We start from the raw sequence: 11,858 nt of genomic DNA on the forward strand, positions 1-11,858 counted from the left end.
GGTTCGTGGACCTGGCCGGCTCCCTGCAAGAGCGGTCAGTTGTCACTGTCGCTCCGCCAGCAACTGCTCCTTGAGCTTGTACTTTTCCACCTTGTTGGTTGGCGTGACCGGCAGGGCCTCGACCAGCCGTATGTACGCGGGCTGCATGTACCGCGGGAGCTCACGCTGCGCGTACGCCGTCAGCTCGCTCTCGGAGACCCCGGCATCGTCGTGGCACTCCACGAACACGGCGATCTCGTCTTCGTCCCCCTCCCGGGCGGGCACCGGCACCGCGGCGGTGGCGCGGATGCCGGGGTGATCGTTGATGACACTCTCCACCTCGAACGAGGAGACGTTCTCGCCGTGCACCCGAAAGTAGCCACCCATGCGATCGATGAAGCGGAACGTGCCATCCGTCTCCTGCAGACAGGCATCACCGGTGTGAAACCACAGGTTGCGACACGCCTTGAGGGTCGCTTCCGGCTTGTTCAGGTAGCTCTGCATGAGCAGGCCGGGAAAGCGGGGACGAAACACCAGCTGGCCGACCGTTCCGGGCGGCACGGGGTAGTCGTCGTCATCGACCACGGCGGCGTCGAGCAGTGCTGACGGGTGCCCCATGAACCCCTTGGGCAGTGCCTGTGTGCCGTCGACGACAAGCCGGCCATTGCTGCTGGCACGCTCCAGGTACGTGCGCCTGCCCAGCCCGCGGTAGTACTCCGCGGGTGTGCCGGCCTCGGTGCCGAACTCGTCGACGATCGCCATGAACCCGGAACCGGACTCCGTCTGGCCGAAGCCGCAGGTCACGAAGTCAAAGCCGAACCGCCGTGCCACCTGGTTGTGGTTCGCCGGCAGCGGCTGCATGTGGACCTTGTTGAGGGTGTTGGCCCGGTCGTCCGAGCGCTCCGGCGCGGACATGAGCCAGGACACCATGGCGTCGAGCAGGATGCAGGTGGTGGCGCCGCTACGGGCGATGCGATCCCAGAAACCGGAGGCGCTGAAGCGGTTCCACAACGCCACGGTGTTGCCATTCCACACGCCTCGCACGAGCAGCGCGTAGGCACCACCCACGTGGTACATGGGCAGGTCGCAGTAGACCACGTCGTCTTCATTCCACTGGGAACGACCGCCGAACGTATACTGGTTGATCCAGCGGTGCCCCAAAACGACGCCCTTCGCCGGACCGGTGGTTCCCGAGGTGTAAATCACCGTGGCGGGATCGAACGGGCCGAGCGGCTCGTCCGGCGCCGGACCCGGCACGCGGGTGAGTTCGGAGACTGCATGCACCGCTGTGCCCCGCAGGCCGGCGTCCATCCTTTCCGGGCCGGGTTGGGCACTGCCATAATCGGACGGCATGACCACCAGATGTTCCGGCGCGACATCGGCGGCGACGGTTGCCAGCACCTCGGTGAACCCCGGATCCGTGATCAGCACCCGTGCGCCGGTATCGTTGATCTGGTAGCTGAGCAGACGCCCGCGCAGGTTGAAGTTCACCGGTGCGTACAACGCGCCGCATCGCCAGCAGGCGAACATGGCGATGGCAGCGGCCAGGGAGTTGTTCGTCAGTACGCTGACGGGCTCCCCACGGCGCACACCGAGCGCAGCCAGGCCGGCAGCATATGCGTCGGCGCGCGACTGCACGTCGCGGAAAGACAGATCCAGTCCGGTTTCGCCGTAGTGGATGCAGACCTTGTCGGGCGTGGTGGCAGCCCAGTGATCCAGTCGGTGCAACGCGACGTCGCCCTCGGCGGTCATCTGCGCGAACAGATCTTCCGGTGTGGGCATGGCTCCTCCGCGCATGGCCGGCATTCACCAAGTGTCGATCATGGGCCGGCGCTTGCCGTCGCGCGGCCCCGGCTTGCGGGCGGACTTCAGTCCACGCAGGATCCAGCTTCGGGTATCGGCCGGATCGATGACGGCGTCGATCTCCAGTGATACCGCCATGCTGAGTGCCTTGCCGCGCTCGTACATCTCGGCGACCAGCCGATCGTACAGAACGTTGCGCCCCTCCTCGCTCTCCTCGGCGTCCAGCTCCTTGCGGTAGGCGAGACGCACCGCGCCCTCAAGACCCATGCCGCCGAACTCACCGGTGGGCCAGGCAATGTTGAACACCGGCGAATGGAACGAACCGGCCGCCATCCCCTGGGCGCCGAGCCCGTACCCCTTGCGCAGTACCACGGTGAAGATCGGCACCTGCATACTGGCGGCGGTAACGAACATGCGGCTGGTATGGCGAACCAGGGCGGACTTTTCGGCTTCCGGACCGACCATGAACCCTGGCGTGTCACACAGGCTTACCATGGGGACGTCAAAGGCGTCGCAAAGCTGCATGAAGCGTGCGGCCTTGTCCGCACCCTCTCCGTCGATGGCGCCACCCAGGTGCCGCGGGTTGTTGGCAATCAGGCCGAAAGGGCGGCCTTCGATGCGGATGAACGCGGTGATCATGCCGGGAGCGAACTGCTCACGCAGTTCCAGCACGGAATCGTCATCCGCCAGGGTGGCGATCAGCGAGCGCACGTCGTAGGAACGCAAGCGGTTCTCGGGAATGCTGTTGCGCAGCAGGCGTTGATCCGGAGCGCTCCAGTGCGGTACCGCCCCCTGGAAGTACCCCAGCAGACGTTTCGCGGTGCCCGTCGCCTCGGCTTCATCGTCCACTAGGCAGTCGACCACGCCGTTGGGCACCTGGTCGCTCATGGGCCCGACTTCTTCCGGCGCGAACACGCCGAGGCCGCCACCCTCGATCATGGCGGGGCCGGCCATGCCCAGACTGGAATTGCGCGTGGCGATGATCAGGTCGCTGGAGCCGGCGAACACGGCGTTGCCGGCGAAACAGCGACCGTTGACCACGCCGATCCGCGGAGCCAGACCGCTCAGGCGTGCGTACTGGACAAAACTCGGCGTATCCAGCCCGGCAACCTTGACGGCATTGTCGGTATCGCCGGGCCGACCACCGCCACCCTCAGTGAAGAAGATCACCGGCAGCTGCTGCTCCTCGGCGACGGTGAGGATGCGATCGGTCTTCTTGTGGTTCATGGTGCCCTGGGTGCCGGCGAGCACGGTGTAATCGTAGGCGAGCACCGCACACTGGGCGCGGTCGTCGTCGAAGAGCTCGCCGTTCACGGACCCCAGGCCCGTGACCAGCCCGTCGGCCGGGGTGTTGTGCATGAGATCGTCGACGCTGCGCCGCTTGCGCTGGGCGGCGAACGTCAGCCCCCCGTACTCGATGAACGATCCCGGGTCACACAGATCCTCGACGTTCTCCCGGGCCGTGCGATTCCCCTGCCGATGGCGTTTGGCCACCGCCTCGGGCCGGGCCGCATCGGTCAGCAAACGATGCCGCTCCAGCGTCTCGGCGAGGTCCGGGCGAATGAAGTCCGGGTCGACCTCGCCGCGCTCCTGCTCATCGTCCTCTTCCAGTTCCACCGGCTCGATAAAGAGCAGCGGCTGCGCCTCTTCGACCGCATCGCCGGCGGCCACGACCACTTTCCGGACTTGACCGGAGACCGGTGCGGTGACCACGTGCTGCATCTTCATGGCCTCGACCACGGCGACCTCCTGTCCGGCGCGGACGGTTTCCCCCTCCGCCGTACTGCACTCCACCAGAAGACCCTGCATGGGGGCCGCGGCCGGCGTGGTCCCTTCCGGCCCGGAGGCGTCGGCAGCAGTCGATGCCGGAGCACTGGCCGCGGTCTCGCCCGCGACATAGAGCTGCGGGTGCGCGCCCTCCGGTGATACGGCCAGCTGCGCCATCTGCTCGTCGACAAACCGCGTATACACCGCGTTCTCGCGGACCCGGGCATCCGACAGCAGGTTCTGCAGGAACGGGATATTCGTGGCCACGCCATCGACGCGGAATGCGCACAAGGCACGGTACGCCTTGTCGGCGGCGTCGACGAAGCGGGGCGTTCGACTGTGGACGATGACCTTCGCCAGCAGGGAGTCGTAGCGCGGACTGGTGGTATAACCGCTGTAGCCGAACGTATCCACGCGCACTCCGGGTCCGGTGGGCGCTTCGAAGACGCGCAGCGTGCCACCGGCAGGCCGCGCATTCCCTTTGGCGTCCATGGTTTCCATGTTGACGCGGGCCTGAACGGCATAACCGGAGGGCGCGGGAATCTGTTCCTGCCACAACCCGAGATCCGCGAGCGTCGCCCCAGCGGCGCACTGCACCTGCGCCTGCACCAGATCCACTCCCGTGACCGCCTCGGTCACGGTGTGTTCTACCTGCAAGCGTGGATTAGTTTCGATGAAGGCGAACGTTTCCGTATTGTCGTCAACCAGAAACTCGAACGTGCCAAGCCCCCCGTAGCCCACCTCCCGTGCCATGGCCAGGGCGGCCTCCGCCAGGCGCTTGCGAGTCGCATCACTCAGGGAGGGGCTGGGCGCGATTTCCACCAGCTTCTGGTTGCGGCGCTGGAGGCTGCATTCGCGCTCCCACAAGTGCACCACGTCCCCGGTGGCATCGCCGAGCACCTGGACCTCGACATGGCGCGCACGCTCCATGAGCTGTTCGGCGTAGAGACCGTCGTCGCCGAACGCGGCCGCCGCTTCGGCACCACACCGCTGATAGGCTTCCGCCAGATCGTCACCACTGCGCACTATGCGCATGCCGCGCCCGCCGCCGCCCGCGATGGCCTTAAGCATGACCGCCCCCGCCGCCCCCAGGCGATCACGGAACGCCTGGACTTCCTCCAGACTCGTACGCCCTGATGTCCCTTCCACGACCGGCACACCGCAGCGCTGCGCCAGCTCCCGCGCCGCGACTTTGTCGCCTAGGCGCTCCAGCTGCTCCGGCGTGGGCCCGATGAAGCGCAGCCCCTCCTCCATGCAGCGCCGGGCAAACTCCGCGTTCTCACTGAGAAAGCCATACCCCGGGTGCACTGCATCACAGCCGGCGGCCCGGGCCACGCGCAGGAGTGCGTCCATATCCAGGTAGGCAGAGGCGCCCTTGCCCTCCAGGGCATAGGTCTCGTGCGCGACCCGTGTATGCAGTGCCTCGGCATCGTCTTCGGCGAATACCGTCACGGCGGCGATGTTGAGATCGGCCGCTGCCTGGGCGATGCGCACCGCGATTTCGCCGCGGTTCGCGATAAGGATCCTGCTGATGGTCATGGTCGGCTCCGGCTCTATCGGCTGATTCTGGTTTGCGCGGTTTCCTATCAGGTATTGACACTCACTTGCACGTCAGTCAGTTTTAACATCATGAGACTGACTTGCGCGCCAGTCAATCACCGCATCCATGCCGGAGACAGGCCGCGACCGAACGAGGACGAAGACTGATGACAGAACTAGAATGCCGAGGGGCGTGGTGACCGTGACAGCCGAAACGCAACGCGAAAAGAAAGTCGATCGCGCGTCAACTCGGGACCGCATCAAGGCCGAGGCACGACGGCTATTCATCGCTCATGGAACCGACGCCGTGACATATGGCGACATAGCCGAACGTGTAGGAACCACCCGCGCAAACCTCCACTACCACTTCGGGAGCAAGAGCGCGCTCATCAACGAGGTGTTCGAGGAAACATTCCGAATCGTAAGCCTGAAACTGGACGAGATCTGGAAACGGCCGGGACTAACGCTGGATGAGCGCATCCGCCTGACGATGGAGGATGCGCGCGAACGACATAGGGAGTTCAACCCAACGGGAAAAGAGCATCACCCCTGGAGTCTTTCCAGCCGCGCCCGGTTCAAGAACGACCAGCTGGGTAACGAAGTCCTCGAGGGCATCTGGAAGATGTCCAGAGAGTTCGAGGACAACGTCGCCCACGCCGTACAGCAGGCGATCGATGCCGGGGAGCTGCGCACGGACACCTCGACACGCGACATCGTGCTTCTGATTACGCCGGTGTGGTATTTCGGCTCGCCGATCTCGCAATTCGCCGGCTGGCGGAAACTCGAAGAGCACTATGGCTCGGTACGCCGGACCATACAAAAGGCCTACGGTTCCGGCTGACCCGATACGGCTCATCAAGACCCCGCAAGAGCGGTCGCGCCGAAACGGAACCCAAACCAATGGGGGAGAAGATGCGGCACAGCCAGGAGGCTTCAGACACAACGACACTGGACGAGACGTCGGATCCGAACGGGGAGCGGTCCTCCGCAAACCGGGAAGCCCCGCTTCTGTCGGTGGATAACCTGTCCATCTCATTCCGGGGTCGCAACGGCGACACCCACGTCACACGTGATGTCTCCTTTACCGTGCGCCCAGGCGAGCGGGTCGGCATGGTCGGCGAGAGCGGGTGCGGCAAGACGGTCACGGGGTTATCGCTCCTACGCCTGCTCCCGGAGCGCACGGCTCGCATCCAGGGTCGAATCCTTTTCAATGGACGCGACCTTGCGGCGGCCACGCCACGGCAGATGCGCGCCATCCGCGGGCGCGAGCTCAGCATGATCTTCCAGGAACCGATGAGCGCGCTCGACCCGGTGTTCACGGTGGGTCAGCAACTCACGGAGACGCTGCAAACCCACTACGGCACGCCGCGCAAGGAGGCACGGGAGCGAGCATTGTCGGCGCTGGAGAGTGTAGGCATCCCAACGCCCCAGCGCCGCATCGATGATTATCCCCATCACTTCTCGGGCGGCATGCGACAGCGCGTAATGATCGCCATGGCGCTGATCTGCGAGCCAAAACTGATCGTCGCCGACGAGCCGACAACGGCCCTCGATGTCACGGTGCAGGCGCAGATCATCGATCTGCTTTGCGACATCAGCGAGCGCACCGGCACGGCGCTGCTGTTCATTACCCACGACCTCGGCGTAGTCGCAGAGACTTGCCACCGCATGCTCACCATGTACGCCGGCGAGGTGGTGGAAAGCGGTAAGGTCGACGACGCCCTGCGCCAGCCGGCACACCCCTACACGTCCGGCCTGTTGCGCTCGCTGCCGCGCCTGAGCAGCCCCGGCGAGCGACTTCCCACGATACCGGGCCGCGTGCCTTCCCCGAACGAGATGCCCGAGGGCTGCCGATTCCGCGCACGCTGTCCCTATGCCATCGACGGCTGCGAGGCGTATCAGCCCATAGCGGTCGACCGCCACGGGCGCCTCGCCCGATGCTGGCGCCATGAAGAACTGGATCTTCCGGGAGCAGTGACATGATGCACAAAACGGCAGAAGAGCAGACCGAGCACGGGCAACTCCCGGCGGTCGAGGCAGACAACCTCACCATCCATTTCCGCATGCGGGGTGGCGACACCGTGAAGGCTGCGGACGACGTCTGCTTCCGGATTCGGCCCGGCGAAACCTTCGGCATCATCGGTGAATCCGGATCGGGCAAGTCCACCGTTGGCCGGGCTCTGGTTGGGCTTCTCAACCCTACATCGGGGGCCATCCGATACCAGGGGCAGGATGTCGCCTCCATGTCCCGCAAGGCGTTCCGGGACATCCGCCGGAACTACCAAATCATCTTCCAGGATCCCCATGCAGCGCTGAACCCGCGCATGACGATCCTTCAGAGCCTCCAGGAGCCATTGACCATCGCTGGTCAGGGCACCACTGATGAACGTCGGCGCATCGCCTACGAGGCACTGGAGCGCTCGGGGCTGCCGGCGGTGATCGGCAGCCGGTATCCACACGAACTCTCCGGGGGTCAGAAACAACGGGTGAACATTGCCCGCGCCCTGACCGTACGACCTCAGTTCATTGTCTGCGACGAAGTGGTGGCGGCGCTGGACGTCTCCGTGCGTGGTTCGATCCTGAACTTGTTCGCGGAGCTTCAGGAAGAGTACGGCCTGACCTATGCGTTCATTACCCACGACATCTCCGTAGTCGCCCATATCAGTCACCGGGTGAGTGTCATGTATTTGGGCCGGATGGTGGAAATGGGGCCGACCGGACCGGTCACCGAGAAACCACTCCATCCTTACACGCACGCGTTGCTGTCTGCGGAACCGCAGCCTCTGCCCTCCGAATTGCGGCAGGACCGAGAGCGAGTGCGTCTTAGCGGCGAAATCCCTAGCCCGATTGCACCACCGTCCGGCTGCCGCTTCCGAACGCGCTGCCCTGCGGCACAAACGTTGTGCGGGGAAAAAACACCGGAAATGAAGGAGCTGCTACCCGATCACTGGGTCGCCTGCCACTTCGCCACTCCCGATGGGCCACCCGACGGGAGTTAACACACGACCGATCATGTGCTCAATAGAAAGGAAAACTGGAGGAGAATCCCGTGAGCGATCAAGACAACAACACCCTCGGTTTCGCCAATGGCATCCGTCTCACCCGGCGGAACTTCCTCGCTGTCCTGTCCAGCGCGGCCGCGGTCACGACCCTGTCCGGTCCCGGCTCCCTGCTTGCTCAGGCGCGCAACAACGGCGGCGTTCTCACGATCTCCGCCCCGGCCAACCCCTCAAGCCTGGACCCGGCCACCGGCGGTTCCGGCACCGACCATGTCTTTCTCTTCCCCATGTTCGACACACTAGTGGAATGGGATTACGAGACCCTTGAACCCAAGCCGGGCCTGGCCCGCTCCTGGGAGTTCCCGGACGAGCGCACGCTGGTTCTTCACCTGCAGGAGGGCGTGGAATTCCATGATGGAGAGCCGATGGATGCGGAGGCGGTCCGTTTCAACTTGGAGCGCGCGCGCACCGACGACCGCTCCAACATCCGATCCGATCTCGCCACGGTGGAGACCGTGGAAATCACCGGCGACCTGGAGGTAACGTTGCACCTCAAGGAACCCGATACCGCGCTGCCACTGATCCTCTCCGACCGCGCCGGCATGATGGTCTCGCGCAAGGCCGTGGAAGAACTCGACGATCGCCATGACCGCTACCCGGTGGGCGCGGGGGCAATGAAGTTCGTCACCTGGGACGACGGCGACCGCGTTGCCATGGAGCGCAACGAGAATTACTGGAAGGACGACCGCCCGCTCCTGGACGGCATCGATTTCCGTGTGATGACGGACAGCTCCACCCGGCTTCGCGCCGTGATGTCCGGGCAGAGCGAGGTGGCCTACCATCTGGATGGCCGGCAGCAACAGCTGCTCGAGCGCGGCGGCAACGCGGAGGGCATCAGTGGCCCCTCAGTCTACTGCTATCAGCTCTACATCAATGCCTCGCGCGATCCACTCACCAACGCCAAGGTCCGCCAGGCCATCAACCACGCCGTGGACCGGGAGGCCTTCGTGCACGCGACCATGGCCGGGGCCGGCGAACCCGCCTACATGAACCTGCCCCGGGATCACTGGGCCTTTGACCCGGAGGTCGCAGAGCTCTACCCGTACGACCCGGACCGCGCGCGGGAACTACTCAAGGAGGCCGGCTATCCGGACGGCGTCGAGCTGGACCTGCGCGGCTACACCGATCAGGCCTCGGTACAGCGCCAGGAGCTGCTGCTGGAACAGTTCGAGAAAGCGGGCATCCGCGGGCGGTTCCGCACCGGAACTATCGCCGAAGTCTCCGCCGCCTTCTTCGGCAGCGAGAAAGCGGGCGATCTGCTGCTCTCCGCCTGGACCGGCCGGCCCGACCCAAGCCTGAGCTACGCCCTCATGTACCTGGAGGATGCGTACTTCAATTCCGGGCGGGTCGCTCCACCGGAGGGCTTCAACGAGGCACTGCAACGCTCGCGTAGCACCGATGACCTGGATGAGCGCGCCGTCGCGCTCTCAGAGGTACAGCGACTGGTGATGGAGAGCGCGATGGTGGTGCCACTGGCATTCCGCCAGGACATCATCGCCTATTCAACGGAGGTGCAGGGCCTGCGCCCCAACCTTCTGGGCAAGCCAAAGTTTGAAGACGTGTACCTGGAAGCGTAAGCAGCCGGGGGCCGGCCACGCCGTGGTCGGCCCCGGTCGTCACCAGTCAATCCCGGTGGAAATGGCATGATTTCGCGCGCGAAACAGCAGATGTTGTTGGGGCGCCTGCTGCAGGCGATCCCCATCATGATCCTGGCAACATTCCTGGTGTATTCCCTAATGCAGCTGATTCCCGGCGATGTCGCCGTGACGCTCGCAGGAGAGAACGCCAGCGACGAACGCATCGAGCAGATCCGTGAGGCCTACGGCCTCGACCAGCCTTTCCTGGTGCAGTATGGCCAGTGGCTGGCGGGCGCGGTCCAGGGAGATCTCGGCAACTCCCTGCGCACCGGGGAACCCGTGGCCCAGACTGTCGCACGGGTCTTCCCGAATACGTTGTTGATCGTCATCTACGCCATCGTGCTGTCGGTCCTGATCGGTGTGCCGCTGGGCATTCTTGCCGCTAGCCGTCCGGGATCCAAGGTCGATGGTTCGGTCATGGGCGCCGCCTCCATCGGCGTGGCCATTCCCAACTTCTGGCTCGGGATGATTCTCGTCACCACGCTGGCGCTGACCTGGGGCTGGTTCCCAGCCACCGGTTTCGTCTCGCCTTTCACCAACATCGGGGTGGCACTGTGGTTCGCCACGCTGCCCGCCATCGCGTTGTGCGCCAACGGCGTAGCCGAGGTGGCGCGCCAGTTGCGCAGCTCGCTGGTGGAGATCCACTCGTCACAGCATGTGCGCACACTGCACGCCAAGGGGCTCAGCCCGGCAAACGTGCTCTGGAAGCACGGGCTGAAGAACGTCAGCGTCAACCTGTTGACCGTGGTCAGCCTGCTCGTCAACAAGACCCTGGCGGCCACCGTGGTGGTGGAGGCGGTATTCGCCATACCCGGCCTGGGTAACACGATCGTCGACGCGGTGCTGGAGGGGGATTTCCCCGTAGTCCAGGGCGCGGTCCTTGCCATGGTCGTGACCGTCATCCTGGTGAACCTGGTCACCGACATGCTCTACACCGTTCTTGACCCGAGGATCGATCACCAATGAGTACCGCGAGCCTTGAAGTGCAGCACCACGAGGAACCGCTGCGTACCCGCCTGCTGCGCTGGATGCGCCGGGATATTCGTGGTTCGCTGAGCCTCCTAGTGCTACTGACCATCATCGGGATCGCCCTGTTCGCACCCTGGATCGCACCCTATTCGCCGACGGAACAGGACGTCACACGCATCCTGGTCGAACCTAGCGCGCAGAACTGGCTCGGCACCGACGATCTGGGCCGCGACGTGCTGAGCAGGCTGATCCACGGTACGTCGCTGTCCGTCTACGCGGCGTTCCTCGCCGTGGGCGTCGCCTTGTTGATTGGGGTGCCGGTGGGCCTGATTGCGGGGTTCATGGGTGGCTGGATCGACATCGGCATCAGCCGTCTGATCGACACCCTGCTATCGTTTCCGGCGATCGTGCTGGCAGTGGCCGTAACCGGTGCCATGGGCATCAGCCTCACCAACGGCATGATCGCCGTGGGCCTGGTGTTCTCACCGCAGCTGGCACGACTGGTCCGCGCCCGCACCCTTGTGGTGCGACAGGAGCTGTACGTGGACGCGGCGCGCTGCTTCGGTGCCTCCACACTGCGGCTGCTCGCGCGCCATGTCACGCCCAACGCCATTCAGCCCGTGATCGTGCAGTGCACGCTGCTGCTCGCGGTCGCCCTGCTCGCTGAGGCCAGCCTCAGCTTCCTGGGGCTCGGGGTGCAGCCCCCCGACCCCAGCTGGGGCGCGATGCTGGCCAGGGCCTACATGTTCATGGAGATCGCGCCGGAACAGATGCTCGCGCCGGGCCTGATGATCATGATCACGGCACTGGCGTTCAACACCCTTGGCGAGTCGCTTCGGGTGGCGCTGGACCCAACTATGAAAGGGCTCTAGCGGACCCACCGCGCGGGCGAGACACCATTCAGATGGGGAGGAAGCAATGAGCAACGACACGCAGACCGCATCTCAACCCTGGCTGGCACACTGGCCGGCGAATATACCGCGCACGGTACAATACCGGGCCGGCGCCAAGCCGATGCACGAGTACCTGCTCGACAACGCCCGCGAGGTCCCCGACCGGCCCGCCTACATCTTCTACGGCCGTGAGGTGACCTGGCACGAACTCG

The 11,858-nt window shown here is 64.9% G+C and carries 9 protein-coding genes; 7 read left to right on the top strand and 2 right to left on the bottom strand.

Annotation, left to right across the window (positions count from 1 at the left end):
- Positions 1-42 precede the first annotated feature (42 nt).
- On the bottom strand, positions 43-1,761 hold the full coding sequence (locus ACNSTU_RS15680) for an AMP-binding protein (protein ID WP_418212613.1): 1,719 nt from the start codon (positions 1,759-1,761) through the stop codon (positions 43-45).
- 24 nt (positions 1,762-1,785) lie between these two features.
- Positions 1,786-5,088, bottom strand: a complete 3,303-nt coding sequence (locus tag ACNSTU_RS15685) for a carboxyl transferase domain-containing protein (RefSeq protein WP_418212614.1) — start codon at positions 5,086-5,088, stop codon at positions 1,786-1,788.
- Positions 5,089-5,284: 196 nt separating this feature from the next.
- On the opposite strand from ACNSTU_RS15685, the gene ACNSTU_RS15690 reads away from it, so the two are divergent.
- The 7 genes from ACNSTU_RS15690 to ACNSTU_RS15720 all read left to right on the top strand — a co-directional run.
- Complete coding sequence (locus tag ACNSTU_RS15690; protein WP_418212615.1) at positions 5,285-5,929, top strand: TetR/AcrR family transcriptional regulator; 645 nt, start codon at positions 5,285-5,287, stop codon at positions 5,927-5,929.
- A gap of 71 nt (positions 5,930-6,000) precedes the next feature.
- Entirely contained in the window at positions 6,001-7,071 is a 1,071-nt protein-coding gene (locus ACNSTU_RS15695; RefSeq protein ID WP_418212616.1) for an ABC transporter ATP-binding protein, read from the top strand.
- Positions 7,068-8,087: an ABC transporter ATP-binding protein gene (locus ACNSTU_RS15700; RefSeq protein WP_418212617.1), complete on the top strand. Its 1,020-nt coding sequence runs from the start codon at positions 7,068-7,070 to the stop codon at positions 8,085-8,087. Before ACNSTU_RS15695 ends, ACNSTU_RS15700 begins: the two co-directional genes overlap by 4 nt.
- A gap of 50 nt (positions 8,088-8,137) precedes the next feature.
- The gene (locus tag ACNSTU_RS15705; RefSeq protein WP_418212618.1) at positions 8,138-9,724 is read left to right on the top strand and encodes an ABC transporter substrate-binding protein; all 1,587 of its coding nucleotides are present in this window, start codon (positions 8,138-8,140) and stop codon (positions 9,722-9,724) included.
- Positions 9,725-9,790: 66 nt separating this feature from the next.
- Positions 9,791-10,750 (top strand): ABC transporter permease, encoded by a 960-nt coding sequence (locus ACNSTU_RS15710; RefSeq protein WP_418212619.1) that lies wholly within the window; start codon positions 9,791-9,793, stop codon positions 10,748-10,750.
- Positions 10,747-11,625, top strand: coding sequence for an ABC transporter permease (locus ACNSTU_RS15715; protein WP_418212620.1), 879 nt, complete (start codon positions 10,747-10,749; stop codon positions 11,623-11,625). The genes ACNSTU_RS15710 and ACNSTU_RS15715 overlap by 4 nt, the downstream gene beginning before the upstream one ends.
- A 46-nt stretch (positions 11,626-11,671) precedes the next feature.
- The coding region (locus ACNSTU_RS15720) for a hypothetical protein (protein WP_418212621.1) at positions 11,672-11,858 on the top strand (187 nt) is incomplete at its 3' end.

Source organism: Aquisalimonas sp. APHAB1-3 (assembly GCF_048323695.1).
GTDB lineage: Bacteria > Pseudomonadota > Gammaproteobacteria > Nitrococcales > Aquisalimonadaceae > Aquisalimonas.

Bases quoted from the DNA above. Each gene is read 5' to 3' on its own strand.
- ACNSTU_RS15680 (WP_418212613.1), bottom strand. From the start codon at position 1,761: ATGCCCACACCGGAAGATCTGTTCGCGCAGATGACCGCCGAGGGCGAC.
- ACNSTU_RS15685 (WP_418212614.1), bottom strand. From the start codon at position 5,088: ATGACCATCAGCAGGATCCTTATCGCGAACCGCGGCGAAATCGCGGTG.
- ACNSTU_RS15695 (WP_418212616.1), top strand. From the start codon at position 6,001: ATGCGGCACAGCCAGGAGGCTTCAGACACAACGACACTGGACGAGACG.
- ACNSTU_RS15700 (WP_418212617.1), top strand. From the start codon at position 7,068: ATGATGCACAAAACGGCAGAAGAGCAGACCGAGCACGGGCAACTCCCG.
- ACNSTU_RS15710 (WP_418212619.1), top strand. From the start codon at position 9,791: ATGATTTCGCGCGCGAAACAGCAGATGTTGTTGGGGCGCCTGCTGCAG.
- ACNSTU_RS15715 (WP_418212620.1), top strand. From the start codon at position 10,747: ATGAGTACCGCGAGCCTTGAAGTGCAGCACCACGAGGAACCGCTGCGT.